This window comes from Caulobacter sp. (assembly GCF_017744445.1).
Taxonomy (GTDB): Bacteria; Pseudomonadota; Alphaproteobacteria; order Caulobacterales; family Caulobacteraceae; genus Caulobacter.
Genome location: NZ_JAGIBH010000027.1, coordinates 1 through 23,444, shown reverse-complemented (window position 1 = coordinate 23,444; position 23,444 = coordinate 1). Strand labels below are relative to the sequence as shown.

General features: G+C 68.4%; 26 protein-coding genes and 1 tRNA gene. 15 read left to right on the top strand and 12 right to left on the bottom strand.

Annotated elements, in window-relative coordinates; translation table 11 throughout:
- Positions 1 to 87: 87 nt before the first annotated feature.
- A complete protein-coding gene (hemF, locus tag J7528_RS23020; protein WP_291879494.1) occupies positions 88 to 975 on the bottom strand; it encodes an oxygen-dependent coproporphyrinogen oxidase in 888 nt (295 codons plus the stop codon).
- Between the two features lie 157 nt (positions 976 to 1,132).
- On the opposite strand from hemF, the gene J7528_RS23015 reads away from it, so the two are divergent.
- Entirely contained in the window at positions 1,133 to 2,413 is a 1,281-nt protein-coding gene (locus J7528_RS23015) for an acetyl-CoA C-acyltransferase (protein ID WP_291879492.1), read from the top strand.
- 158 nt (positions 2,414 to 2,571) lie between these two features.
- Here the strand turns inward: J7528_RS23015 and J7528_RS23010 are convergent, their stop codons facing one another.
- From J7528_RS23010 to phaR, 3 genes are all read right to left on the bottom strand, one after another.
- On the bottom strand, positions 2,572 to 2,637 hold the full coding sequence (locus tag J7528_RS23010) for a hypothetical protein (protein WP_125155815.1): 66 nt from the start codon (positions 2,635 to 2,637) through the stop codon (positions 2,572 to 2,574).
- 88 nt (positions 2,638 to 2,725) lie between these two features.
- The gene (locus tag J7528_RS23005) at positions 2,726 to 3,052 is read right to left on the bottom strand and encodes a hypothetical protein (RefSeq protein ID WP_291879491.1); all 327 of its coding nucleotides are present in this window, start codon (positions 3,050 to 3,052) and stop codon (positions 2,726 to 2,728) included.
- 61 nt (positions 3,053 to 3,113) lie between these two features.
- Positions 3,114 to 3,764: a polyhydroxyalkanoate synthesis repressor PhaR gene (gene phaR, locus J7528_RS23000; RefSeq protein WP_291879489.1), complete on the bottom strand. Its 651-nt coding sequence runs from the start codon at positions 3,762 to 3,764 to the stop codon at positions 3,114 to 3,116.
- A gap of 299 nt (positions 3,765 to 4,063) precedes the next feature.
- On the opposite strand from phaR, the gene J7528_RS22995 reads away from it, so the two are divergent.
- From J7528_RS22995 to J7528_RS22980, 4 genes are all read left to right on the top strand, one after another.
- On the top strand, positions 4,064 to 5,239 hold the full coding sequence (locus J7528_RS22995) for an acetyl-CoA C-acetyltransferase (protein ID WP_291879487.1): 1,176 nt from the start codon (positions 4,064 to 4,066) through the stop codon (positions 5,237 to 5,239).
- A gap of 102 nt (positions 5,240 to 5,341) precedes the next feature.
- Entirely contained in the window at positions 5,342 to 6,064 is a 723-nt protein-coding gene (locus J7528_RS22990; protein ID WP_291879485.1) for a beta-ketoacyl-ACP reductase, read from the top strand.
- A gap of 133 nt (positions 6,065 to 6,197) precedes the next feature.
- Complete coding sequence (locus tag J7528_RS22985; RefSeq protein ID WP_291879482.1) at positions 6,198 to 6,980, top strand: DUF4908 domain-containing protein; 783 nt, start codon at positions 6,198 to 6,200, stop codon at positions 6,978 to 6,980.
- 293 nt (positions 6,981 to 7,273) lie between these two features.
- A complete protein-coding gene (locus tag J7528_RS22980; RefSeq protein WP_291879498.1) occupies positions 7,274 to 8,263 on the top strand; it encodes a LacI family DNA-binding transcriptional regulator in 990 nt (329 codons plus the stop codon).
- Here J7528_RS22980 and J7528_RS22975 read toward each other — a convergent pair.
- The 4 genes from J7528_RS22975 to gloB all read right to left on the bottom strand — a co-directional run bounded on the left by J7528_RS22975 (position 8,260) and on the right by gloB (position 11,260).
- Entirely contained in the window at positions 8,260 to 9,432 is a 1,173-nt protein-coding gene (locus tag J7528_RS22975) for an MFS transporter (protein WP_291879481.1), read from the bottom strand. The two genes, J7528_RS22980 and J7528_RS22975, sit on opposite strands and share 4 nt — an antisense overlap.
- Before the next feature lie 10 nt (positions 9,433 to 9,442).
- A complete protein-coding gene (locus tag J7528_RS22970; RefSeq protein WP_291879479.1) occupies positions 9,443 to 9,883 on the bottom strand; it encodes a hypothetical protein in 441 nt (146 codons plus the stop codon).
- Positions 9,884 to 10,046: 163 nt separating this feature from the next.
- On the bottom strand, positions 10,047 to 10,514 hold the full coding sequence (locus J7528_RS22965) for a cupin domain-containing protein (RefSeq protein ID WP_291879476.1): 468 nt from the start codon (positions 10,512 to 10,514) through the stop codon (positions 10,047 to 10,049).
- Positions 10,511 to 11,260, bottom strand: coding sequence for a hydroxyacylglutathione hydrolase (gene gloB / locus J7528_RS22960; RefSeq protein ID WP_291879475.1), 750 nt, complete (start codon positions 11,258 to 11,260; stop codon positions 10,511 to 10,513). The genes J7528_RS22965 and gloB overlap by 4 nt, the downstream gene beginning before the upstream one ends.
- Before the next feature lie 68 nt (positions 11,261 to 11,328).
- On the opposite strand from gloB, the gene J7528_RS22955 reads away from it, so the two are divergent.
- The 3 genes from J7528_RS22955 (at position 11,329) to J7528_RS22945 (ending at position 14,107) form a co-directional block, all read left to right on the top strand.
- Positions 11,329 to 12,120, top strand: a complete 792-nt coding sequence (locus J7528_RS22955; protein ID WP_291879473.1) for a methyltransferase domain-containing protein — start codon at positions 11,329 to 11,331, stop codon at positions 12,118 to 12,120.
- 72 nt (positions 12,121 to 12,192) lie between these two features.
- Complete coding sequence (locus tag J7528_RS22950; RefSeq protein ID WP_010918409.1) at positions 12,193 to 12,537, top strand: P-II family nitrogen regulator; 345 nt, start codon at positions 12,193 to 12,195, stop codon at positions 12,535 to 12,537.
- 58 nt (positions 12,538 to 12,595) lie between these two features.
- The gene (locus J7528_RS22945) at positions 12,596 to 14,107 is read left to right on the top strand and encodes a phospholipase D-like domain-containing protein (RefSeq protein ID WP_291879463.1); all 1,512 of its coding nucleotides are present in this window, start codon (positions 12,596 to 12,598) and stop codon (positions 14,105 to 14,107) included.
- Here J7528_RS22945 and J7528_RS22940 read toward each other — a convergent pair.
- Genes J7528_RS22940 through J7528_RS22930 form a run of 3 tightly spaced genes read right to left on the bottom strand, consistent with a single transcriptional unit; the run spans position 14,064 to position 16,653 of the window.
- The gene (locus J7528_RS22940; protein ID WP_291879460.1) at positions 14,064 to 14,843 is read right to left on the bottom strand and encodes an endonuclease/exonuclease/phosphatase family protein; all 780 of its coding nucleotides are present in this window, start codon (positions 14,841 to 14,843) and stop codon (positions 14,064 to 14,066) included. The two genes, J7528_RS22945 and J7528_RS22940, sit on opposite strands and share 44 nt — an antisense overlap.
- Positions 14,840 to 15,499 (bottom strand): methionine biosynthesis protein MetW, encoded by a 660-nt coding sequence (metW, locus tag J7528_RS22935; RefSeq protein WP_291879496.1) that lies wholly within the window; start codon positions 15,497 to 15,499, stop codon positions 14,840 to 14,842. The genes J7528_RS22940 and metW overlap by 4 nt, the downstream gene beginning before the upstream one ends.
- Positions 15,500 to 15,504: 5 nt before the next feature.
- Entirely contained in the window at positions 15,505 to 16,653 is a 1,149-nt protein-coding gene (locus J7528_RS22930; protein ID WP_291879457.1) for a homoserine O-acetyltransferase, read from the bottom strand.
- A 77-nt stretch (positions 16,654 to 16,730) separates the two neighbouring features.
- Here J7528_RS22930 and J7528_RS22925 point away from each other — a divergent pair, with 77 nt between their 5' ends.
- The 6 genes from J7528_RS22925 to J7528_RS22900 are packed head-to-tail and all read left to right on the top strand — an operon-like array spanning position 16,731 to position 21,115.
- Entirely contained in the window at positions 16,731 to 17,243 is a 513-nt protein-coding gene (locus J7528_RS22925; protein ID WP_291879454.1) for a histidine phosphatase family protein, read from the top strand.
- Positions 17,240 to 17,584 carry a DUF952 domain-containing protein gene (locus J7528_RS22920; RefSeq protein WP_291879451.1) on the top strand — a complete coding sequence of 115 codons (345 nt, stop codon included), beginning with the start codon at positions 17,240 to 17,242 and terminating at the stop codon, positions 17,582 to 17,584. The genes J7528_RS22925 and J7528_RS22920 overlap by 4 nt, the downstream gene beginning before the upstream one ends.
- On the top strand, positions 17,581 to 18,639 hold the full coding sequence (locus J7528_RS22915; protein WP_291879448.1) for a quinone-dependent dihydroorotate dehydrogenase: 1,059 nt from the start codon (positions 17,581 to 17,583) through the stop codon (positions 18,637 to 18,639). Before J7528_RS22920 ends, J7528_RS22915 begins: the two co-directional genes overlap by 4 nt.
- Complete coding sequence (locus tag J7528_RS22910; RefSeq protein WP_291879445.1) at positions 18,636 to 19,370, top strand: TVP38/TMEM64 family protein; 735 nt, start codon at positions 18,636 to 18,638, stop codon at positions 19,368 to 19,370. The genes J7528_RS22915 and J7528_RS22910 overlap by 4 nt, the downstream gene beginning before the upstream one ends.
- A 9-nt stretch (positions 19,371 to 19,379) precedes the next feature.
- Positions 19,380 to 20,873, top strand: a complete 1,494-nt coding sequence (locus J7528_RS22905) for a HAMP domain-containing sensor histidine kinase (protein ID WP_291879442.1) — start codon at positions 19,380 to 19,382, stop codon at positions 20,871 to 20,873.
- Between the two features lie 11 nt (positions 20,874 to 20,884).
- Positions 20,885 to 21,115, top strand: a complete 231-nt coding sequence (locus J7528_RS22900) for a hypothetical protein (RefSeq protein WP_291879440.1) — start codon at positions 20,885 to 20,887, stop codon at positions 21,113 to 21,115.
- A 6-nt stretch (positions 21,116 to 21,121) separates the two neighbouring features.
- Here the strand turns inward: J7528_RS22900 and ggt are convergent, their stop codons facing one another.
- Positions 21,122 to 22,861, bottom strand: coding sequence for a gamma-glutamyltransferase (gene ggt / locus J7528_RS22895; protein ID WP_291879438.1), 1,740 nt, complete (start codon positions 22,859 to 22,861; stop codon positions 21,122 to 21,124).
- Between the two features lie 254 nt (positions 22,862 to 23,115).
- Between ggt and J7528_RS22890 the strand changes: the two genes are divergently transcribed.
- A tRNA-Arg gene (locus tag J7528_RS22890) sits at positions 23,116 to 23,192 on the top strand.
- The last annotated feature ends 252 nt before the right edge of the window (positions 23,193 to 23,444 follow it).

Here is a 23,444-nt window from a genome sequence, read left to right as displayed (position 1 = left end):
AGACCTCTCTCCTCCCCCGTCTGGGGGAGGGGGACCGGCGAAGCCGGTGGAGGGGCCAGCGCCGCCATCAAAGGAGCAAGACCTATCCTACGGCCACTTCACCGTCGGCGGCATCGAGCTGAGGATCGACTCGACATTACCGCCGGTCTTCAGGCCGAACATCGTGCCGCGATCGTAGAGCAGGTTGAACTCGACATACCGGCCGCGCTGGACCAGCTGCTGCTCGCGCTCGTCGGCCGTCCAGGCCTCGCCCATGCGGCGGCGGACCAGCTCGGGATAGATCTCGAGGAACGCCTTGCCCACGTCCTGCGTGAACGCGAAGTCGCGGGCCCAGTCGCCGCTGTCGTGGTGGTCGTAGAAGATGCCGCCGATGCCGCGCGGTTCGTTGCGGTGGGGCAGGAAGAAGTACTCGTCACACCAGGCCTTGTACTTGGCGTACCAGTCCGGGTCGTACTTGTCGCAGGCCCGCTGATAGGCGGCGTGGAAGTCGATGGCGTCGGGGAAGTCCTGCTGGCGCTGGTAGCCGAGCAGGGGCGTCAGGTCGCCGCCGCCGCCGAACCAGCTCTTGGTCGTGGCGATGAAGCGGGTGTTCATGTGCACGGCCGGCACGCGCGGATTGGTCATGTGCGCGATCAGGCTGATGCCGGTGGCGTGGAAGCGGGGATCCTCGGCCGCGCCGGGGATGGTCTTGGCCATTTCGGGGGTGAAGGTCCCGTGCACCGTCGAGACGTGGACGCCGACCTTCTCGAACAGGCGCCCGTGCATCATGCCCATGACGCCGCCGCCGCCGGCCGGACGGTCCCAGGGCTTCTTCTCGAAGCGGCCGGGCGCGCCGGGATAGAGATCGGCCGGGGCCTCGTCTTCCAGCTGTTCGAAGGCGGCGCAGATCTGGTCGCGCAGGCTTTCGAACCACGCCTGGGCGCGGGCCTTCTTGGCGTCGAGGTCGAGAGTGTCGAGGTCTTGATCGGTGCTCATGCCGTCGGATTAAGCCGCTAGGCCGCCGTGCGCAAATAGGGCGCCGCGCCTAAGGGGCGGTCCGGAGCCGAAACTTGCGACAAGTCATGGCGAAATTCGACAAGAAGCCGGGGGCGACCCCATATAGGTCAAGGTTTCCGCCCTTCCGGAGTTCGCCATGCCCGCCACCAAGTTCGCCTCGAATGTCTGGATCGCCCAAGGCGTCCGCACCCCGTTCGCCAAGGTCGACGGGCCGCTGGCTTCGTACGACGCGATCGAGCTGTCCGTGCCGGTCGTGAAGGCCATGCTCGCCAAAGGCGCCAAGCCCGACTTCGCGGTCTGGGGCACGGTCATCCCGAACCTGACCTGGAGCAACATCGCCCGCGAAGTGCTGCTGGACGCTGGCGGCGATCCCACCATTCCGGCCTTCTCGACGATCATGGCCTGCTCGACCAGCATGATCGGCGCGATCGAGGCGGCCGGCATGGTCGACGGGCGCGGCCGCGACCTGGCCCTGGTCGGTGGCGTCGAGAGCATGAGCCGCGTGCAGATCGGCCTGTCGGTCGCCCTCTCGGACTGGATCCGCAAGTTCCAGGGCGCCAAGACCGGCGGTCAGCGCCTGCAGGCCCTGGGCGCGCTGAACCTGAAGGACGTCAAGCTCTTCATCCCCAAGGTCGCCAACCGGGTCACGGGCCTGTCGATGGGCGAGCACACCGAGATCACCGCCAAGGAATGGGGCCTGTCGCGCGCCGACCAGGACGCCATCGCCTTCGCCAGCCACCAGGGCGCGGTGAAGGGCTGGGAACAGGGTTTCTTCGACGACCTGGTCATCGAGATCGGCGGCGCCAAGCGCGACACCATCCCGCGCAAGGACTCGACCCTGGAGAAGCTGGCCAAGCTGGGGCCGGCCTTCGACAAGACCAGCGGCAAGGGCACGTTGACGGCCGGCAATTCCTCGCCCCTGACCGATGGGGCGGCGGCGATCTGGGTCGGCTCGGAGGCCGGCATGGCCCGCCTGCCGGGCGAGACGGCCAAGGTGAAGATCGTCGACTACGAGGTCACCTCGATCGACCTGCGCCACGAGGGGCTGCTGATGGCGCCGGCCTATGGCGTGCCGCGCATGCTGGCCCGCAACGGCATGACCTATGCCGATGTCGGCCTGTGGGAGATCCACGAGGCCTTCGCCGCCCAGGTGCTGTCGCACATCGCGGCCTGGGAGAGCGCCAAGTTCCTGAGTGAGAAGGCGGGTGTCTCCGCGCCGATGGGGGAATTCCCGCGCGATCGCATGAACCCATACGGCGGGTCGCTGGCGCTGGGTCACCCGTTCGGGGCCACCGGGGCGCGGATCCTGAGCCAGGCGGTGAAGGAGCTGGCCGCCCGTCCCAAGGGCGAACGCGCCATCGTCAGCATCTGCGCCGATGGCGGGCAGGGGACGATGATGCTGCTGGAGAGCGCTTAGCCTATATCACCCCGTCCGATCTCCCCGGCGAAAGCCGGGGCCCAGATCGAACCCGGAGTGCATAACGTTTTGCGCCGAGACTTGGCGCGTCATCCCAAGATGCCCAGGATGAATCTGGGCCCCGGCTTTCGCCGGGGAAACGGGTTTTAGTTTAGGCCCTAGGTCAGCGCCGTGAAGATCAGAGCCACGACGGCGACGTCGAAGATGCGGATGGCGACGGACAGCATGGCGGGCTCGCGGCGTTGATATCGTCAACGTCCAAGCAAGTTCCGCGCCAGCCCGGCGGTTCCCGTTTCGGGACCCGGAGGGCCGCTAGATGTTGGTCTTCTTCAGCAGGCCCGTCTGGGGACGGCGATCGGCGGGGCCGGAATATTCCGTCCCGAGATAGGTCGATCTGGCCGCATCGAGCACTTCCTGCCCACCGCGCAGGCCGCGCTTTTGACCCGACTGGCCCATGACATGGGCGGCGAAAGCGGCGAAGCCTTCGCGGCGCGGTGGGTCCTGGCGCGGTGGGGGGGCGTCTTCCTCCACGACGAAGACGGCCTCTTGCTCGTCCTCGGGACGTCGGTCGTCGCGCGGCGCCGGCAAGGCGCGGCGTGCGGGACCTGGGCGTCGAAGAGGATCGATCGGGCCGTTCATACCCGAATTCGTAGAGCCGAGACGGTTAAGATCGCCTGGACCGTCTTGGTTAAGACGCCGGTTAGGACTTGTTGGCGAGCTTGGCGAGCTGCTCCTGCATCGCTTCCATCTGGCGCTTCAGCTCGGCCAGGCTGTCGTCGCTGGCCGGGGCGGCGGCAGGCGCCGGAGCGGCTTCGGCCGGGGCGGCGCCGGCGTCCTCGGGACGAACATAGGCGAACGGCGAGAACATCTTCATGGCCCGGTCGAACAGGGCCATGTTCTGGCGGATCTGTTCCTCGTAGACGCCCATGCCCGGCATCTTGCCCGGGGCCATGGTCGACAGCTGGCCGCGCAGGCGCTCCTGCTGCTTGGCGAAGCTCTCCAGCGACATCTCCAAGTACGAGGGCAGGAAGGCCTGCATCGAGTTGCCGTAGAAGCCGATCAGCTGGCGCAGGAACTGGATCGGCAGCAGGTTCTGGCCGCCGCCGCGGTTTTCCTCTTCGAAGATGATCTGGGTCAGGACCGAACGGGTGATGTCGTCGTTGGACTTGGCGTCATAGACCACGAAGTCGACGCCCTCTTTCACCATGTCCGACAGGTGTTCGAGGGTCACGTAGGACGAGGACGCCGTGTTGTAGAGGCGACGGTTGGCGTATTTCTTGATGATCACGCGCTGGCCGGCCGACTTTTCGGCGCTGGTGGTCGCTTCGCCTTTTTCCGGGTTCTCGGACATTTCGTTCCCTAGGAGCGTTTTCAGACGAAGTGGGTACCGGTTCGTCGTCAGAAAACGCGTTTTTGTAAAGAACCTGGATCATCTCGATGATCCAGCCAGAGGTTACATCCTCTTTCGCATCGCACTATCGCGGATGCAAAGGCATGGCGCCAGTGGTCTGATGACTTGGAGCTGTCGCGAAGGCGTGAAAATGTGCCCGTGACGAACGCGGTCCGAATGTGCTTTTTGGTGCTGCACTGCAAAAATGGTGGCGCCGCAACCGCGAAGGCGTCACGTCAGAACGTCACGGGAGCTATCCAATGAGCGACATCGTCATCGTCTCCGCCGCCCGCACCCCGGTCGGCTCGTTCAACGGGGCGCTCGCCAGCCTGCCCGCCTCCGATCTGGGCAAGATCGCCATCGAGGCGGCCGTCTCCCGCGCCGGCATCGCGCCCGCCGACGTCGACGAGGTGATCCTGGGCCAGGTGCTGCAGGCCGCCGCCGGCCAGGGTCCGGCCCGCCAGGCCTCCGTCAAGGCCGGCGTGCCGGTCGAGAGCCCGGCCTGGAGCCTGAACCAGCTGTGCGGCTCGGGCCTGCGCGCCGTGGCGCTGGGCGCTCAACAGATCGCCGACGGCTCGGCCAAGATCGTCGTCGCCGGCGGCCAGGAGAGCATGAGCCAGGCGCCGCACGCCCAGAACCTGCGCGGCGGCCAGAAGATGGGCGACCTGTCGTTCGTCGACACCATGATCAAGGACGGCCTGTGGGACGCCTTCCATGGCTACCACATGGGCCAGACGGCCGAGAACATCGCCAGCCGCTGGCAGATCACCCGCGAAGACCAGGACAAGTTCGCCGTCGCCTCGCAGAACAAGGCGGAAGCCGCGCAGAAGGGCGGCAAGTTCGACGACGAGATCGTCCCGGTCACCATCAAGGGCCGCAAGGGCGACACCGTCGTCGACAAGGACGAGTTCATCCGCCACGGCGCGACGCTGGAAAGCGTTCAGGGCCTGAAACCCGTGTTCAACAAGGAAGGCTCGGTCACCGCCGCCAACGCCTCGGGCCTCAATGACGGCGCCGCCGCCCTGGTGCTGATGAGCGCCGACGAAGCCGCCAAGCGGGGCCTCAAGCCCCTGGCCCGCATCGCCTCGTGGGCCAATGCCGGCGTCGAGCCCGAGATCATGGGCACCGGTCCGATCCCGGCCTCGAAGAAGGCGCTGGAAAAGGCCGGCTGGTCGATCGGCGACCTGGATCTCGTCGAGAGCAACGAAGCCTTCGCCGCCCAGTCGCTGTGCGTGGTCCGTGAGCTGGGCCTCGACCCGGCCAAGGTCAATGTGAACGGCGGCGCCATCGCCATCGGCCACCCGATCGGCGCTTCGGGCGCGCGGATCCTGACCACCCTGGTGCACGAGCTGAAGCGCTCGGGCGGCAAGAAGGGCCTGGCCACCCTGTGCGTCGGCGGCGGCATGGGCGTCGCCATGTGTGTCGAGGCGCTCTGAAACAAAAACGTCGCGCAACCTTAGCCGTGGCCGCGCGCTTCCTCTTGCTGGGGCGCGCGGATCACGTGAACCATAAGAAAAATCGCGATCGGGAGAGATCAGATGACGAGAGTTGCGTTCGTGACCGGCGGCACCCGCGGGATCGGTCGGGCCATCTGTGAACGGTTGATCGCCGACGGCCACAAGGTGGCGGCGGGCTATTCCGGCAATGAAGAAGCGGCCGCCGCCTGCGCCAAGGAACTGGGCGTGATGGTCGTGAAGGGCAATGTCGGCCACTTCGAGGACTGCCAGGCGGCCGTGAAGAAGGTCGAGGCCGAGCTGGGTCCGATCGACATCTTAGTCAACAACGCCGGCATCACCCGCGACGGCATGCTGCACAAGATGACCTACGAGCAGTGGTCGGACGTGATCCGGGTCAACATGGACAGCGCCTTCAACATGACCCGCCCGGTGATCGAGGGCATGCGCGATCGTGGCTGGGGCCGCATCGTCAACATCAGCTCGATCAACGGCCAGAAGGGCCAGATGGGCCAGACCAACTATTCGGCCGCCAAGGCGGGCCTGATCGGCTTCACCAAGGCTCTCGCGCTCGAGAACGCCAAGAAGGGCGTGACGGTCAACGTGATCTGCCCCGGCTATATCGACACCGAAATGGTGGCGGCGGTGCCGGAAAACGTCCTGGCCCAGATCATCGCCGGCATTCCGGTCGGCCGCCTGGGCAAGGGCGAGGAGATCGCCGACATGGTCTCGTTCCTGGCGGGCGAGCGGGCTGGTTTCGTGACCGGCGCGACCCTCAGCCTGAACGGCGGCCAGTACATGGCCTGATGAGGTTCTGACGACCTTCCCCGAAGCCTGGACTTGACGCCTGCTGTTGCAGTTTGGCCTCATGCGCGTGGCTTCGGGGTTTGGACGTTAACGCGTCCAAGATTCGCCCCAGTCGGCGGGCAGTACGGATCGCATGAAATTTTGTAAGGCGGAGCTTGGCGATTGGGGCGCGCGTGCGTCCCTGACCATCGCGGCTCTGATGGTCATGGCGGCGTCCGCGAACGCCCAGCAGCTGCCGCACTCGCTGCGGGACGCCCTGCTCGGCCACAAGGGCCCGGCCGAGGCCCGCCGAGTCGCAGCTCCGCCCGTGGCCCGCTACGTCTCGGAAGCCGGCGGCGGCTTCATCTTCGACCAGGCCGCGCCGCGCCCCCTGATGAAGTTCGACAACAGCGCCGAGGTCTGGGTGCTGTCGCCGCAAGCCGCCTCGCGGGGCGACGTCATCTATCGCAACGACCTGGGCGAGCCCGTGCTGCGGGTGACCAAGCTGGGCGGCGTCATCCTGTTCACCGACGACGCTCCGATGGGCGCGGCGGCCGCCCTGTCGGGCCGGGCCACCTCGATCCAGCCGCCGTCGATCCTGTCGTTCAGCGTCTTCGTCCAGCGGGTGCGCATCGCCACCGCCCGCGCCAGTCGCGCGGCCCAGCGCGACATCGAGTTCTCGACCGTCGAGGACGTGCGGCCAGAGACCTCGGTGCTGGCCGCGGATTCCGCCACCGTCGTGGCCGAGGCCTTCGAGCGCATGGTCCGCAAGGGCGACCGCTCGCTGATCTCGCGCATCGCCCGGGTGCTGCTGGCCGAGGGCCACAAGCCCGCCGCCAGCCTCAAGGACGGTTCGCTGACCATCACTTATTCGCCTAACCAGGGCGTGGCGGGGCGCCCGTCCTCAAAGCGGATCATCAAGGTGATCAACCGCTGATCAACCGCTGCCAGAGTGCGTAAGGCGAAGTGTGAGCGGTTCGCCGCCCGGACGCACTCCCGCGAGAAGCGTATCGCTTTGCAAATCTTGCAAGCGTAACCATAAGCGCTCAGTCGTCGTTTACCGGCCTCGAGATAGCGGTGTTCGCTGTTCACGGCCTCCTGGCGCCGCTGTCCGCGCACAACCGCGCGTAATGCGACGCCAGCGAGGCTTTTCGCGCGTACGCAAGGTTCTATTGTCTCCCCATGGATAGCCCCGACATCGCCGAGGCGCCCGAACGTGGCCGCCTGAAGATGGCCGACATCGCTCGCATGGCGGGCGTGTCGATCTCGACGGTGTCGCGCGCCCTGGCCGGCAATCCGCTGATCCCCAAGACCCTGCGCGACCAGATCGTCGAGATCGCCCAGACCCACGGCTATGTCGTCAACCAGTCGGCCCGCTCGCTGCGCTTGCGCAAGACCGACACCATCGGCGTGGTCATCCCGCTGGCCCACGAGACCGGGCAGCTGATCTCGGACCCGTTCTTCCTGGAGATGCTGGGGCGCCTGGCCGACGAGATCACCCGCCGCAACTACTCCGTCCTGCTGAACAAGGTGATCGTCACCGAGGCCGGCTGGCTGGATCGCATCATCCAGTCGCACCGCGCCGATGGCCTCGTCCTGATCGGCCAGAGCACCCAGCACGACGCCCTGAACGCCGTGGCCGATAGCTACAAGCCGATGGTGGTGTGGGGCGCCCAGCTGCCGGGCCAGCGATACTGCGCGGTGGGCAGCGACAATGTCGAGGGCGGCCGGCTGGCCGTCGCACACCTGGCCGCCGGCGGCCGCAAACGCATCGCCTTCTTCGGCGCGATTGACGCGCCCGAGGCCGCGCAGCGGTTCGATGGCTACAAGCAGGGCCTGGCCGAGGCTGGCCTGCCGTTCGATCCGGCCCTGGTCGTCCCGACGCCCTACACCATGGAAGAAGCGCAGGAGGCCGCGACGGCCTTGCTGGCGACCGGCGTGCCATTCGACGGGATCTTCGCCTTCTCGGACGTCGTCGCCCTGGCCGCCGTCGGGGCGCTGCACGAGGCCGGTAAGACCGTCCCGGGCGACGTTGGCGTGGTCGGCTTCGACGACATCGTCCTGGCCCGTCATAGCAACCCGCCCCTGACCACCGTGCGCCAGGACCTGGCGTTCGGGGCGCGGGCGATGGTCGACCTTCTATTCCGCCGCATGGCGGGGGAGGACGCACGCTCGACCCTGGCTCCGGTCGAGCTGGTGGTGCGCGGCTCCAGCGTCTAGACGCGACTTTTCGCGGCGTTGAAGAGCATGGCGCCGGCCAGGGCCAGCGCCATGCCGGTCGCCAGCACGAAGCCCGCGCGCGGACCGCCGAACATGTCGCTCACCGCGCCGATCGCCAGCGGCGACAGGACGGCCGACAAGCACGTCACGAACAGGATGAAGCCCGCCGCCGCCCCGTGCCGCTCGGGCGGAAAGCCGCTGATCGCTCGCGAGTTCAGGGTCGGATAGAGCACCGACATGAACAGGCCCGACAGCGGCAGCAGGGTCGCCGCCGCCTGATGTCCTCCGGCCAGGCCGCCGGTGAAGCAGGCCAGCACCGCGACGCCGCAGACCGCCAGGGTCTGGGCCCAGCCCAGCCGCTCCAAGGTCCAGGCGCCGGCGAAGCGTCCGATAGCGCGCAGCACGAAGAAGGTCGACAGCGCCCAGGCGCCTGGCAGCAAGGTCTTGGCCCCCTCGGCCGCCAGCAGAGCGGGCATCCAGACGTACACGGCCGTCTCGACGCCGACATAGAGGAAGATACAGGCCGCGTAGCCCACGGCGCGGCGGTCGCGGGCGATGGCCAGGGTGGCGATCATGTCTGGGCGCTCGGGCTCGATCGATGGCCGGGCGGCGGGGAAACGGACGAGCAGGGCCACCAGCAGCAGGCCAAGGGTCAGCGCGCCGGCCAGGCCATAGAGCGCCGTCCATGGCAGGCCGTCCGCCAACAGCCGCGCCACGATCGGCGGACCGGCGATGGCGCCGAGGGCGAAGAAACCCTCGACGATGTTCATCTCGCGGGCGTGTTGGTCCGGCGTGCGGACGAGGTCGCCGATCAGGGCGATCGCGCCCGTCTTGAAGACGCCGATGGCCAGGCCGCTGGCGAACAGCAGAACGAGCAGCGGCGCAAGCGCCCGGTTGAAGGCGATGAGGACGCTGGCCAGGGCGAACAGGGCCAGACCCAGCAGTACCGTGGTCCGGTGACCGCGCCGGTCGGCCATGCCGCCCAGGAACAGGCCGGCCAGGGCGATGCCGGCCATGGTGGCGTACTGCAGACCGCCAGCCTCTGTCAGGCTCAGGCCGTACGCCCTGGCGACTTCCGGGATCAGCACGCCCACGACGTTGGTCGTCATGGCCGTGACCAGGAACATCAGCCAGGCAAGGCCCCGCAGGGCGCGGTCGGCGGCGGGCACGAGGGGCGCTTTAGGCCGCCTCGACGCCGATCGTCTTCAGTTCCTTGAGGAAGCGGGTCAGGCTGACATGCGAGCGCTTGAGGCCCTGCACGACTTCAGGACGGGCCAAGGCCGACTGCGGGACGATGAAGCCCTCGCGGCCGACGCGTTGCGCCATGCCCTTCTCCAGCATCTCGACGAAACGGCGACGCACGGTCTCGTAGGGCAGGCCCAGCGAGTCGGCGACCTGGCGCACGGTCAACGGACGGCGCTCGTGATCGGGCGGTATGTCGTCGACTTCCGAGTAGACGCCGCCCCGGATGTGCGAGCAGTTGCCCGCCCACAGGGTGGTGAAAACCAGAGCGTACAGGAGGTCGGACCCGTGGACCTCATTGGCGATTTCTACCCAGCGCAGGATGTAATCCGTCGCGTAGCGGGTGGCCGCGCGAGCGTTCATGTACTCTTCGGACATCTGTTACTTGGTTCCCCTGGGCCGGCGCTATAGCGCGACCAGAAAAGGATTGCATGGCTCACAGAACGACGCCATGCGACCAAGTTACCCACTATGGGGACCCTGTTTGGGGACCCGCGACAGGTTGACGCGGGGGCGGAGGGAGAGGGGGTCCGGCGGCCGCTCACCCTTTCGAAGGGCTCCAGTCGGGGGCCGCCATCTCGAAACCTTCGAAACGGAAGCCCGGCGCGACGGTGCAGCCGACCAGGGTCCAGGCCCCCAGGCTGACGGCGGTCTGCCACCAGTCCTTGGGCACGACGACCTGAGGCCGGCAGCCGGCGCGAAGGTCCGGACCCAGCACATAGGCCGTGACGCCCTTGGCGTCGGGCGGCGACAGGCTGATCGAGATCGGCGCGCCAGCATACCAGTGCCAGGTCTCGACCGCGTCGACCCGATGCCAGACCGACACCTGCTCGGCCTCCAGCAGGAAATAGATGCAGGTCGATTTGGCGCGGCCGTCGGGGCCGGCCTCGTCTTCGAAGGTCCGCTTGTACCAGCCGCCTTCCGGGTGCGGCGCGAGGTCCAGCATCCGGATGATTTCCTTGGCGCCCAGGTCGCCGGAGATGGCCTTCTCAGTCACGCTACTCGTCATCCCTTGAAGCTGTCCTTGGCGGCGCGGATCTCGGCGAAGGCCTGGGCCGGCGAGGCGGCGTCAGGTCGCAGCAACGGGGCGCGCAGGAACGGATTGGTGGCCTTCTCGGCCGCGATGGTGGTCGGCACCGTCGGTTCGCCGCGCTCGCGGGCGGCGAAAATCTGGTCAGCGCGGGCCTTCAGTGCCGGGTGGTCGTCGACCGACAGGGCGAAGCGCGCGTTCGAGGCGGTGTATTCGTGGGCGCAGTAGACGATGGTCTCGTCCGGCAGGCCGGCGACGCGGCCCAGCGACTCCCACATCTGCTCGGCCGTGCCTTCGAACAGCCGGCCACAGCCCAGGGCGAACAGGGTGTCGCCGACGAAAGCGATGCTGTCCGCCGCATCGTGAAAGGCGATGTGACCCAGGGTGTGGCCGCCGCTGTCGATGACGTCGAACTTCGTCTCGCCCAGCGCGATCGTGTCGCCGCCGCGCAAGATCCGATCCAGCGGCGCGATGCGGGTCACCTCGGCCGGACCGGCAATGGTCGCGCCTGTGGCCTTTTTCAGGGCCTCGTTGCCGCCGGCGTGGTCGGGGTGCCAGTGGGTGTTGAGGATCAAGTCGAGGCTCCAGCCCAGCTTGTCGAGCTCGGCCTGGATCGCCGCGGCGTCCGGCGTGTCGATGGTCGCGACCTTGCCGGTCGCCTCATCGCGGATCAGGAAGCCGTAGTTGTCGGACAGGCACGGAAACTGGTGAACGGTCAGGGGCATGGCGCGCTTGCTCTATCGCGCCGAAGCCGGCGCGAATACAAGGATGGCCTCGGATCCTGGGAGACTCAATGCGCCGCGACGTGCTGGACTTGAGAGCCTTCTACGCCGCCCCCCTGGGGCGCGCGGCGCGGACCATGCTCACCCGCAAGGTCGAGGAGGCCTGGGGCGACACCCGCGATCTGGACGTGCTGGGGGTCGGCTACGCCACCCCGTTCCTGGACGCCGCCCGCGCTCGGGCCCGCCGCGTGGTCGCCGCCATGCCCGCCCAACAGGGCGTCGAGGTCTGGCCGAACGGCGGCCGCAACCAGGCCTGCCTGGTCGAAGAGACCGCCCTGCCGCTGCCCAACGCCATGTTCGACCGCGTCCTGGCCGTCCACGCCCTGGAGGAGGCCGACGACCCGGCCGCCCTGCTGGCCGAGATCGGCCGGGTCATGGCGCCCACGGGTCGGCTGATCGTGGCCGCCTCGTCGCGCGACGGCGTCTGGACCGGGGCTGAAACCACGCCGTTCGGCCATGGACGCCCGTACAGCCGCAGTCAGCTGGAAAGCCTGATCCGCGAGGCGGGCCTGGAACCGGCCGGCTGGACCCGCGCCTTGTATGTCCCGCCGTTCGGGGCCATGTCCGGATGGGCGGAGGGGTTCGAGCAGGTGGGCGCGCGCCTGTGGCCGCGGTTCGCCGGCGTGATCCTGATGGAGGCGATCAAGCAGACCTTCGCGGTCAAGCCGCGCGGCCATCGGGCGCGGGCGAGGGTCTTCGCGCCCGGCGTCCTGCTGCCTAGTCCGGCCGGACCGACACCCGCGCGCCACACTGAAGGGCGTCCGGCGCCTGTTCATCAGGCGCCAGGCCCTAGTGAAGTCTGATCTTACTTGGAGCGAAGCGTTCGGACGCCTAGCTTGGAGTCGTAACAACCGTTCGCTCCCGGGAGCCACGCCATGAAGATGATCGTCGCCGTGATTAAGCCGAGCCGCCTGGACGCGGTGCTCGAAGCGGTCACCGAGGCGGGGGCGTCGGGGCTGACGGTCACCGAGGTTCGCGGCTATGGCCGGCAGAAGGGCAAGACCGAGGTCTATCGCGGCGCCGAATACGAGGTGAAGCTGCTGCCCAAGGTGAAACTCGAGATCGCCGTGCCGACCGACGTGCTCGAGCCGGTCATCGAGGCCCTGCAGCGCACGGCCAACACCGGCAAGATCGGCGACGGCAAGGTCTTCGTCATGGATCTGGAACAGGCCCTGCGCATCCGCACCGGCGAACGCGACGCGGCCGCCATCGCAGGTTAAACAAGCGGAGCCATAGCCGCATCCGCGCGTTGTGGAAGTTCACGACGTTCGGGGCGACATGGATCCGGGTTCTTCCGTCTTCCAACCGGGATACAACTGCTGGCGGGTCGAGCCCGCCGATCGCGTGGCCCTGTTCATCGATAACGACGAGACGTTCGACGCGCTGAAGCCGTTGATCCTGTCGGCGCGCAAGTCGATCTGGATCCTGGCCTGGGTGTTCGACCCGCTGACGCGCCTGGATCCTGACCGGGTTCGCAAGAGCCGTGATCCCACCCACGCCGACCGCATTGGGCTGATCCTGCGGCGGCAGGCGGCGCTGAACCCGGCGTTGGACGTGCGGGTGCTGACCTGGGACATGCCGTTCCCGATCGCCGCCTCGCAGCTGTTCGGCCCGCATCGCGGCGCGGCCTTCTTCGCCGGCTCGCGGGTAAAGTACCGCCTGGACGCCACCCTGCCGGCCAGCGCCTGCCATCACCAGAAGGCGGTGATCATCGACGGCGTCACGGCCCTGATCAGCGGCGGCGACATCGGCGTCGATCGCTGGGACGACTGCCGGCACCTGGACAACAACCCGCTGCGCCGCCTGCCCACCGGCCGCCACTATCCGGCCCGCCACGAGGTCTCGATGCTGGTCGACGGCCGGGCGGGCGAGGCGATGGCCGATCTCTTCATGGACCGCTGGAAGTGTTCGGGCGGCGACCACATCGAACACCCCGAGCGCCCGGACGAGACGCCCTGGCCCGAGAACCTGTTTCCCGACCTGCGCCGCATGCCGGTCGCCATCGCTCGCACCTCCGCGGCCTGGCAGGGGCGGCCCGAGGTCACCGAGTGCATGCTGCTGCACCTGTCGGCGATCCGGCGGGCGCGGCGGCTGATCTATCTGGAGAACCAGTACCTGACCTCGCCGATCATCGTCGAAGCCCTGGCCGAGCGCCTGGCCGAGCCGGACGGTCCCGAGGTGGTGACCATCGGCCCGGCCCGCAGTCCCAGCTATTTCGACCAGATGACCATGGACAGCGCCCGCACGGCGGCGATCAACCGCCTGCGCGAATGCGACGTCCACAAGCGCTTCTCGGCCTTCTCGGCCCATACGCCCAAGGGCGCGCCGATCATCGTCCACTCCAAGGTGGCGATCATGGACGACTGGATGCTGCGGATCGGCAGCGCCAACCTCAACAACCGCTCGATCGGCCTGGACAGCGAGTGCGACCTGGCCTTCGAGGCCAAGTCAGACCTGGAGCGCGAGACGGTGCGCGCCTTCTTAGGAAGGCTGGTCGGCCACTTCATCGACCGTGACACCGAGACCGTGCTGGACGTGATGGAGCGGGAAGGAGGTCTCGCCGCCGCCATCAACGCGCTGGACGTGCGAGGCGGTCCGCCGCGGCGGCTACAGCCCGTGCCGACGCGCACGCTGACCGGGGTTCAGCAGTTCATCGCCGACTGGAGCCTGGGCGACGCCATCGCGCCGGACGACGCCTGGCGACCCTGGGGGCGGCGCAAGCGAATGAAGCGCGATATCGAACGGCTTACCCAGCCGCCGCCGATGCCGCCGGACCACCTTCAGAAGTGATCTCCAGCTCGACCACCAGCGGCAGGTGGTCGGAGGCCACGCGGGCCAGGGCCGTATAGGGCGAGCTGACGCCGCGCGTCTCCAGGCCCTTGGTCAGGAACACGTGGTCGATGCGCATGAACGGGAAGCTGGACGGGAAGGTCGCCGTCGCCGGGCGCGGCCAGGTCGGCGTCGGCGCCTGGGCGTCGCGCAAGGCGGTCCGCAGCATCCGATAGGTGGCCGAATAGGGCGTGGCGTTGAAATCGCCCAGCACCACGCCAGGGGCCAGCCACTTGTCGTCGCCCATCCAGTCGGGACCCAAGAGGGCGGCGGCCTGGCGCTTCTGCTCCTGAGGCACCAGGCCCAGGTGCGTGTTGATGATCTGGACCTTGGTCCCGCCGACCTCGACCTCGACCCACAGGGCGCCGCGCGGCTCCAGGCCCGGCACGCGGCGATAGAGCGGCAGACCCTTGGCCTTGATCCGGCGCTCGGGCAGGGCGGTCAGGATGGCGTCGCCATAGAGCTCCTCCTCGACCGTCATGGCCGGATGGAAGTGGAAGCTCATCTTCAGAAGTTCAGCCAGGCGATGGGCCTGGTCGACGCCCTTGGTCCGGGCGCGCAGGACGTCCAGCTCCTGCAGGGCGACGACGTCGGGCTTTTCGGCCGCGATCACCTCCGCCACACGCTCGACGTCGAGCTTGCGGTCGGTGCCCACGCAACGGTGGACATTGTAGGTCATGAGACGAAGCGTCTTCATCCGTCGAAGAGATCGCCCGAGACCGGCGGAGGTTCCCTAGAAGGGGCCGCGCCGTTGCGGCTGAGCATGAAGAGGCAGGTCTCGGTGCGCCAGTTCTCGACGGCGCTGACCGGGTTCATCGGCCGCGCCGCGCCTTGGCCGGCAAAGGCGGCGCTGGCGTCGACCCGCAGGTTCAGGTCCTCCGTCAGGGCCATGAAGTCAGCGAGTGTGCACAGGTGGATGTTCGGCGTCGACCACCAGGGCATCGGCAGGGCCTTGGTCTCTGGCATCCGGCCTCGGCTCAAGAGCGACCAGCGCACCCGCCAGTGGCCGAAGTTCGGGAACGAGACGATGGCCCGGTCGGCAATGCGCAGCAGCTCGTCGAGCACATGGCGCGGGTTGCGGGTGGCCTGCAGGGTCTGGGACAGCACGGCGTAGTCGAACGAGCGGTCGGGGAAATGGTCCAGGTCCTGGTCGGCGTCGCCCTGCACCACCGACAGGCCACGCGCCATGCAGGCCGCCACGCCCGACGCGCTGATCTCCAGCCCCCGACCGTCGACCTGCTTCTCTTGGGTCAGCAGGTCCAGCAGCGCGCCTTCGCCGCAGCCGACGTCCAGCACGCGCGAGCCGGGGCGCACCAGGCGCAGGATCTCGCGGAAGTCCTCACGGATAGCGATATCGGTCAAATCAGCCCCCGGTCGCGTTCGGCCGAGCTTAGGAAACCGGCCAGGGCCGCGTCCATCACCGGTTCGTCCAGCAGGAAGGCGTCGTGGCCCTTGTCGCTTTCGATCTCGGCGAAGGCGGCGCGTGCTCCCGCGGCGGTCAGGGCGCGCACCAGGTGGCGGCTCTCGGCGGTGGGATACAGCCAGTCGCTGGTGAAGCTGAGCACGCAGAATCGCACGTCACGGGCGGCGGTGAAGGCCTTGGCCAGCACCCCGCCGTGGCCGGCGGCGATGTCGAAATAGTCGGTGGCGCGGGTGATGTAGAGATAGCTGTTGGCGTCGAACCGGTCGACGAAGCTGGCCCCCTGATGGCGCAGATAACTCTCGACCTGGAAGTCGGCGTCGAAGCCCCAGGACAGGCCGTCGCGCTTCAGCTCGCGGCCGAACTTCCGCTGCAAGGCCGGTTCGGACAGATAGGTGATGTGGGCGGCCATCCGGGCGACGGCCAGGCCCTTTTCCGGGCGCACGCCGTGGTCGGCATAGGCTCCGCCGCGCCAGTCGGGATCGGCCATGATCGCCTGGCGCCCCACCTCGTGGAAGGCGATGTTCTGGGCCGAGTGCCGCGAGGCCGAGGCCAGCACCACGATGCTGAACACCCGCTCGGGATACTCCACCGCCCACTGCTGGGCCTGCATGCCGCCCATCGAGCCGCCGATGACCGCGAACAGGGTCTCGACCCCCAGGGCTTTGACCAGCATCGCCTGGGCGCGGACCATGTCGCCGATGGTGATGACTGGGAAGGTCAGGCCATAGGGCTTGCCGGTGGCGGGATTGATCGAGGCCGGGCCTGTCGAACCCATGCAGCCGCCGATGACGTTCGAGCAGATAATGAAGTGGCGCGCCGGATCCAGCGGCTTGCCGGGGCCGATCAACCGGGTCCACCAGCCGGGCTTGCCGGTCACCGGATGGGCCGAGGCGACATGCTGGTCGCCGGTCAGGGCGTGGCAGATCAGGACGGCGTTGGACTTGTCGACGTTCAGCTGGCCGTAGGTCTGGTAGCCGATCTCCAGGCCGTCCAGCACCGCGCCCGAATCGAGCCGCAGCGGTTCGTCGGCGGGAAACCGCCAAGTTCCTCCCGCAGCGGGCGTGACCAGATCGAGCGCAGTCATGTCGCCTTGGACCGCTAGACGCAGAAGGTGTCAACCGCGCGCTTCCTGCCGAGGCGACGGACGGCTATGGAGGACCCATGGAGCGACTGATCCTGATGCGCCACGGCAAGGCCGAGCGGCACGCCCAGACCGGCGGCGACTTCGAGCGCGCCCTGGCGCCCAGCGGGCGCGAGGATGCCGCGCGAATGGGCCAGGTGCTGGCGGGGCTGGCCTATGCGCCCGAACTGCTGCTGGTCTCGTCGGCCCGCCGCACGCGCGAGACCGCCGAGCAGGTGGCCACGAGCTTCCCGACGGCGAAGGTCGAGCATCTGCGTGACCTCTATCACGCCGACCCCGAAGAGATCGTCCAGGCGCTGGAGGATCACGGCGACGCGGTCGGTACGGTGATGGTGATCGGCCACAATCCGGGCATGCACGAAATGGCCCTGCGCCTGGCCCTGACGGGCGGTGCGTCGCCAATCCAGACCAACAAACTACGCAGCCGGTTTCCGACCTCGACCGTCGTGGTTTTCAACTGGGGGAGCGGTGGTCCGCCGGTCCTGGAACACGTGCTCTTCGCGAGCGAACACGGCGGAGCTGGCGGCGAATGACCCTGATCTACAAGATCCTGTCCCGCGCCGAGTGGGACGCCGCCAAGGCGGTCGGCCGGTTCGAAGGCTCGGCCGTCGATCACCAGGACGGCTTCATCCACCTGTCCGGCGCCGACCAGGCCCAGACGACCGCCTCGCTTTATTTCAAGGGGCGATCCGACCTCGTTCTGCTGGGCGTCGAGGCCGAGTCCCTAGGCGACGCGCTGAAGTGGGAGGCCTCACGCGGCGGGGCCCTGTTCCCGCACCTCTTCCGCCCGCTGCTGATCAGTGAAGTGGTGACCGAGGCCGATTTGCATCTGGACGCCGACGGCGTGCCGCAGTTGGGCGACCATCTCGCATGAGCTTCCACGATATCGCCGCCCGCGCGCTGCACGTCTTCGATCCCGAGGACGCGCACGGCTGGGCCATCCGGGGCCTGAAGTGGGGCCTGGGTCCGCGCGAGGGTGGGCCTGACGATCCGATCCTGGCGGTGAACCTGGCGGGCCTTGAGTTGCCCAATTGCGTGGGCCTGGCCGCCGGCTTCGACAAGAACGCCGAGGTTCCGGACGCCATGCTGGCCGCCGGCTTCGGCTTCGTGGAGGCGGGCACCGTCACGCCCCTGGCCCAGGCCGGCAATCCGCGCCCGCGCCTGTTCCGCCTGACCGAGGACCAGGCGGTGATCAACCGCATGGGCTTCAACAACGGCGGCCTCGAGCCGTTCGCTCGCAGCCTGTTGGCCCGTAAAAGCAAGGGCGGCGTCGTGGGCGCGAACATCGGCGCCAACAAGGACGCGACCGACCGCATCCAGGACTACGTCACCGGCCTGACCCGCCTATGGGGCCTGTCGGACTACTTTACGGCCAACATCTCCTCGCCCAACACGCCGGGCCTGCGCGCCCTGCAGACCAAGGCGGCGCTGGAGGAGCTGCTGGGCCGCCTGTCGGAGACGCGCGAGGCGCTGAAGGTCTCGTCGGGCGCGGACTATCCGATCTTCCTGAAGGTCGCGCCCGATCTGGAGGACGGCGAGGTCGAGGCCATTGTCGAGGCCGTGGTCGGCGCGGGCCTGGACGCCATCATCGTCAGCAACACCACCATCGCCCGCCCCGACACCCTGAAGTCGGCCTTCGCCGGCGAGAGCGGCGGCCTGTCGGGCGCGCCGCTGCTGGCCGCCTCCACCGAGGTGGTCAAGCGCTTCCACGCCGCCGCGGCCGGCCGCGTGGCCCTGATCGGCGCCGGCGGCATCGCCAGCGGCGCCGACGCCTATGCCAAGATCCGGGCCGGCGCGCGGGCCGTGCAGCTCTATTCGGCCCTGGTCTATGGCGGGCCGGGCTTGGTCACCCGCATCAAGCGCGACCTGGCCGCTCGCCTGCGCGCCGACGGCTTCACGGCGGTCGAGGACGCGGTCGGCGCCCCATGACACGGGAACGGGCGCTGACTCTGCTGCGCCGTTTCGGGCCGCTCGCGGTCATCGTGATCCTGTCCGTGGTCGCCTTCTTCAGCGGTTTGGCCGGCCACCTGTCGCTGGAGGAGCTGCGCCTGCGCGGAACCGAGCTGCAGGCCTTCGCCAGCGAGAAGCCCGTGCTGTGCGCGGCGATCTATCTGGCGATCTACGTCTGCTCGGTGGCGGTCTCGCTGCCGGGCGCCCTGATCCTGTCTTTGACCAGCGGCTTCCTGTTCGGCCCCCTGGGCGGAGCCCTGGCGGTCAGCGGCGCGACCGGCGGCTCGACCGTCACCTATCTCGTCTTCCGCACCGCCTTTGGCGACATGCTGCGCCGCAAGCCCGACGCCTTCCTGGCCCGCATGGCCGAGGGGCTGCGCGCGGACGCCTTCAACTATCTGCTGACCCTGCGCCTGATTCCGGCCTTTCCGCTGCTGGCGGTCAATGTCGCGGCGGGCGTGGCCAACATTCCGGTCCGCACCTTCATCCTGGCCTCTGTCCTGGGCATGATCCCGAGTTCGTTCGTCTATGCCGGCATTGGCGCGGGACTTGGTCATCTCTTCGCGCATGGAGGGCCTGTGACGTTGGAGACCCTCTTCTCGCCACGCATTTATCTTCCCATCATCGGCATGGGCGTTCTGGCCTTTCTGCCGCCGTTGTGGCGCCATTGGCGCAAGCGAGGCGCAGACGCGCCGTTGGACGAGAAGTAGCCGCCTCGGATGGTCGAAACGGTTTCGCCGTCGGAAACTGAGACCGCCCCGCCCCGGAAGCGTTTTCCGTGGCCCGGCGGCCTGTCGGCGCGCCTGCTGCTGTTCACCGCCATTGTCGTGGCCTTGGGCGGCCTGCTGATCGTGCCGCCGACCCTGGCGGCCTATGAGGAGCAGTGGCTGCTGGACCGCGTGAGGGCCGGCGAACTGGCCTCGACCATCGCCGAGTCCGATCCCGAGCTTCGGGTCAGCGACGCCGTCGCCAACCAGATGTTCGACCAGGCCGGGGCCGTCACCGTCGCCGTCCAGGCCGAGGGCGCACGACGCCTCGTCCTGCCGCCCAAGGAGCCGTTCAAGACGCCCTACCTTGTGGACCTGCGTCGCCAGAACCCCGGCTCGTGGCTGGCCGCGCCGTTCTTCACCCTGACCAGCCCCAAGGGCAGCATGGTCCGGGTGATGGCCGAGCCGCGCTTCCGCAAGGCCGAGTTCGTCGAGGTGGTGGTGCCCGACGCGCCGCTGAAGGCCGCGCTGGTCGAATATTTCTGGCGCCTGGCCGGCGTGACGATCTTCATCGCCGCCCTGGCGGGTCTGTTCGTCTACGCCTTCCTGAACATCTTCCTCGTGCGGCCCATGCAGCGCATCACCCGCGCCATGGAAGCCTTCCGCGGCGATCCCGGGGACCCCGAGGCGCGCATCGCCGTCTCCAAGCGCCGCGACGAGATCGGCCGCGCCGAGGCAGAACTGGATCGCATGCAGGCCGACCTGCTGGCCGCCCTGGCGTCCAAGGCCCGCCTGGCGGCCTTGGGCGAGGCGGTGGCCAAGATCAATCACGACCTGCGCAACATGCTGACCAGCGCCCAGATGGCCTCCGACCGCCTGGCCGCCCTGGGCGATCCCAAGGTGGCCCAGGCCCTGCCGCGTCTGGAGCGGGCCCTGGACCGCGCCATCACCCTGGCCTCGGACGTCATGGCCTATGGCAAGTCCAAGGAGCCCGAGCCGGTCACCCGGATCATTCCGCTGCGCCCGGCCTTGGAGATGGCCGCCGAGGACGCCGGCCTCACCGCCCAGGGCGTGGGCCTGGAGACCGTGATCGGCCCGCGCGAGCAGGTGCTGGCCGACCCCGACCAGTTGCACCGGATTCTCACAAACCTCTTCCGCAACGCCCGCGAGGCCATCGAGGGCGCGCCGGACCGGGGCGGCAAGGGCAAGGTCTTCGTCGAGCTGCGCCGCGCCGAAGGCTCGAGCATCCTGCGCCTGTCGGACGACGGCCCCGGCGTGCCCGAGCGCGCTCGCGCCAACCTGTTTCAGCCCTTCGTCGGCTCGGTGCGCCGTGGCGGCACGGGCCTGGGCCTGGCCATCGCCCGCGAGCTGGCTCAAGGTCACGGCGGGGATCTGGCGCTGGTCGAGACGGGGCCTGGCGGTTCGGTGTTCGACCTGACCCTGGCCGGCGTTCCCGATCCACTGCCGGAACCGGATGACAAGGCCGCCGACGCTTCGGCGACCTAGGAGGACGTGCGATGACGACGACCTGGACCATCGCTGTGAAGCTGGGCGCGTCTCCGAGCCTTGCGCCGATCCACGAGATCACCGTCGAGGCGCCCGACGCCCCGACCGCCTTGCGTCGCGTGGCGGCCATGGTCGCGGTGCAGGAGGCCTCTGACGCGGAGCTGCTGCTGGACGGCCAGGAAGAGGTCTTCTCCCGCGCCGAGGTCGAGGCGGGCCTGGAAGAGCACCAGGCCCACACCTGAGGCCTCTTACAGGCCCTTGGCGACGCCCTCGCGACGCGGATCCGCGCCGCCTTCCAGCACGCCGTTCGGACGCACGATCACGCCGTGCAGGCCCGAGGTCTCCAGCTGGCCGACCTTGACGTTGACGCCGCGCGCATTCAGCGCCGCCAGCATCTCCGGTCCGAACAGATCAGCGTCGCCAGAGAAGCTGTCGCCGCGCGCCACCACGTTCGGCAGCGACACGGCCTGCTGCATGTTCAGGCCCCAGTAGAACAGCCCGACCATGGCCTTGAGGTTATAGGACAGGATGGCGTTGCCGCCCGGCGAGCCCAGGGCCGCGACCAGCTTGCCCTTCTTGTCCAGCACGATCAGCGGGGCCATCGACGAGCGCGGCCGCTTGCCCGGCGCGATGGCGTTGGCGGCCGGCGCGCCATCCTTCTCCTTGGGCGAGAACGAGAAGTCGGTCAGCTGGTTGTTCAGGAAGAAGCCGCCGACCATCCGGCCGTTGCCGAACACGCTCTCGACCGTGGTGGTCATCGACACGACGTTGCCGGCGGTGTCGACCACCACCAGGTGCGTGGTGCCGCCCGGCTCCTTGGTCATGTCGATCCCGACCTTGGGCGCGCCCTTGGGGTGGCCGAACGGCGGAGCCTCGCCGGCCGTCGGCGTTATCAGCTTGGCGCGCTCGGCGACATATTTCGGGTCCAGCAGGCCGTCCACCGGCACGGTCACGAACGAGGGATCGCCGACATAACGGTCGCGGTCGGCGTACATGACCCGCTCGGCCTGGGCCAGCAGGGTCCAGGCCACCGGATCGGTCGGGCCGCGCTTGCCGATGTCGGTGTGCTCAAGCATCTGCAGCGCCTGGATCACCGCCAGGCCCGACGATTGCGGGTTGGGCACGCAGACGCTGTAGACCTTCCACGGCCGGCACAGGGCCGGGGCCGAGCGCGGCTGGTAAGCCTTGAGGTCTTGCAGGGTGATGCTGCTGGGCAGGTCGCCCTCGTGCAGGCGGTCGACGATGGCCTGGGCCAGCGGACCGTCCAGCAGGGCGGCGGGGCCCTCGGCGGCGATCTTGCGCACCGTTTCGGCATAGGCCGGGTTCTTCAGCACGTCGCCGGCCTGGTAGCGGGTCCCGTCCGGCTTGGTGAAGTACTTCACCGCGTCCGGCTGGCTGGCCTGGGGCGCGCGGCTGACGATCATGCCGGCCAGGCGCGGGCTGACGACAAAGCCGTCGTCGGCCAGTTTCTCGGCGTCCTTGAACAGGGTGTTCCAGGCAGCCTTGCCGTGTTCCTTCTGGGCCAGGGACAGCATGGCCACCGCGCCCGGCACGCCCGACGAGCGACCCGACAGCAGCGCCTTCACGAAGGGCAGGGGCTTGCCGTCCGGACCCAGGAACATGTCCGGCGAGGCGCCGGCGGGGGCTTTCTCGCGGCCGTCATAGGCCGTCACCTTGCCGGTCTTGGCGTCGTAGAACACCAGGAACGCACCGCCGCCCAGGCCCGAGCTCTGCGGCTCCACCAGGCCCAGCACCGCCTGGATGGCCACGGCCGCGTCCACGGCGCTGCCGCCGTCGCGCAGCACCCGCAGGCCCGCCTCGACCGCCAGCGGATTGGCGGCGGCGACCATGCCCTTGGCCGTGGTCGATTGCACGACCGGCTTCGGCGTCGGCATCGCCAGCGGGATCGACTCCGCGCAAGCGGCGATCGGGGCCAGGCTCAGGGAGATTGCGGAGGAAAGAGCGAGCAGGGTTGCGAGACGACGCATACGAATCCTCAGGCGACATAAAAAGGGCCGGCCTGCCCGCCGCCCTCGGAAGCGTCCATGGACACCAATAGAGCGGCGCTGTCACGCCAGATCATCTGGCGCCGGTCTTATTTGCCGATCGAAAACCCAAGCCGCACAAGGCTTCAGCGCCGATCGAACGTCGGTGCGCCAAACTTTTCGACATTATCCGTCAAACCGGGCTTGCGTCCCCCGAAAGCCTGGGCTATCTCCCCCGCCTCGCCGCAAGGCAGTGCGCGCCCGTAGCTCAGCTGGATAGAGCATCAGACTACGAATCTGAGGGTCGGACGTTCGAATCGTTCCGGGCGCGCCATTTTCTCCCAAGCCTTTAAATCGACCGCGACAGCGCCTTCGGGCGCTGGGCCTGGGTTCGTTCACGCTTCCTGACGTCTCCTATCCATTTGCGCCGCGAGGTTCGCCTCGCCGGGTGGCGCCTCGCTGTCCACAGGAGTTTGCGGAGCGATAGCTGAACCGTTCTATGCAATCTCTAATAGTCATGTACTGCTCGCTTTCTCAATCTCGGGGTGAGTTCCCACAAGCGGGTGGAGAGTGGCGATGTACGTGA

What these genes read in the sequence shown, in the direction of transcription:
- J7528_RS22980 (WP_291879498.1), top strand. Translation starts at nt 7,274, where the DNA reads ATGGCCGACATCGCTCGCATGGCGGGCGTGTCGATCTCGACGGTGTCG.
- J7528_RS22925 (WP_291879454.1), top strand. Translation starts at nt 16,731, where the DNA reads ATGGAGCGACTGATCCTGATGCGCCACGGCAAGGCCGAGCGGCACGCC.
- J7528_RS22900 (WP_291879440.1), top strand. Translation starts at nt 20,885, where the DNA reads ATGACGACGACCTGGACCATCGCTGTGAAGCTGGGCGCGTCTCCGAGC.
- J7528_RS22965 (WP_291879476.1), bottom strand. Translation starts at nt 10,514, where the DNA reads ATGACGAGTAGCGTGACTGAGAAGGCCATCTCCGGCGACCTGGGCGCC.
- J7528_RS22990 (WP_291879485.1), top strand. Translation starts at nt 5,342, where the DNA reads ATGACGAGAGTTGCGTTCGTGACCGGCGGCACCCGCGGGATCGGTCGG.
- ggt (WP_291879438.1), bottom strand. Translation starts at nt 22,861, where the DNA reads ATGCGTCGTCTCGCAACCCTGCTCGCTCTTTCCTCCGCAATCTCCCTG.
- J7528_RS22930 (WP_291879457.1), bottom strand. Translation starts at nt 16,653, where the DNA reads ATGACTGCGCTCGATCTGGTCACGCCCGCTGCGGGAGGAACTTGGCGG.
- J7528_RS22985 (WP_291879482.1), top strand. Translation starts at nt 6,198, where the DNA reads ATGAAATTTTGTAAGGCGGAGCTTGGCGATTGGGGCGCGCGTGCGTCC.
- J7528_RS22945 (WP_291879463.1), top strand. Translation starts at nt 12,596, where the DNA reads ATGGATCCGGGTTCTTCCGTCTTCCAACCGGGATACAACTGCTGGCGG.
- J7528_RS23005 (WP_291879491.1), bottom strand. Translation starts at nt 3,052, where the DNA reads ATGAACGGCCCGATCGATCCTCTTCGACGCCCAGGTCCCGCACGCCGC.
- J7528_RS22940 (WP_291879460.1), bottom strand. Translation starts at nt 14,843, where the DNA reads ATGAAGACGCTTCGTCTCATGACCTACAATGTCCACCGTTGCGTGGGC.
- J7528_RS22970 (WP_291879479.1), bottom strand. Translation starts at nt 9,883, where the DNA reads ATGTCCGAAGAGTACATGAACGCTCGCGCGGCCACCCGCTACGCGACG.
- J7528_RS22910 (WP_291879445.1), top strand. Translation starts at nt 18,636, where the DNA reads ATGACACGGGAACGGGCGCTGACTCTGCTGCGCCGTTTCGGGCCGCTC.
- J7528_RS23015 (WP_291879492.1), top strand. Translation starts at nt 1,133, where the DNA reads ATGCCCGCCACCAAGTTCGCCTCGAATGTCTGGATCGCCCAAGGCGTC.
- hemF (WP_291879494.1), bottom strand. Translation starts at nt 975, where the DNA reads ATGAGCACCGATCAAGACCTCGACACTCTCGACCTCGACGCCAAGAAG.
- J7528_RS22915 (WP_291879448.1), top strand. Translation starts at nt 17,581, where the DNA reads ATGAGCTTCCACGATATCGCCGCCCGCGCGCTGCACGTCTTCGATCCC.
- J7528_RS22905 (WP_291879442.1), top strand. Translation starts at nt 19,380, where the DNA reads ATGGTCGAAACGGTTTCGCCGTCGGAAACTGAGACCGCCCCGCCCCGG.
- J7528_RS22920 (WP_291879451.1), top strand. Translation starts at nt 17,240, where the DNA reads ATGACCCTGATCTACAAGATCCTGTCCCGCGCCGAGTGGGACGCCGCC.
- J7528_RS22955 (WP_291879473.1), top strand. Translation starts at nt 11,329, where the DNA reads ATGCGCCGCGACGTGCTGGACTTGAGAGCCTTCTACGCCGCCCCCCTG.
- J7528_RS22995 (WP_291879487.1), top strand. Translation starts at nt 4,064, where the DNA reads ATGAGCGACATCGTCATCGTCTCCGCCGCCCGCACCCCGGTCGGCTCG.
- gloB (WP_291879475.1), bottom strand. Translation starts at nt 11,260, where the DNA reads ATGCCCCTGACCGTTCACCAGTTTCCGTGCCTGTCCGACAACTACGGC.
- phaR (WP_291879489.1), bottom strand. Translation starts at nt 3,764, where the DNA reads ATGTCCGAGAACCCGGAAAAAGGCGAAGCGACCACCAGCGCCGAAAAG.
- J7528_RS22950 (WP_010918409.1), top strand. Translation starts at nt 12,193, where the DNA reads ATGAAGATGATCGTCGCCGTGATTAAGCCGAGCCGCCTGGACGCGGTG.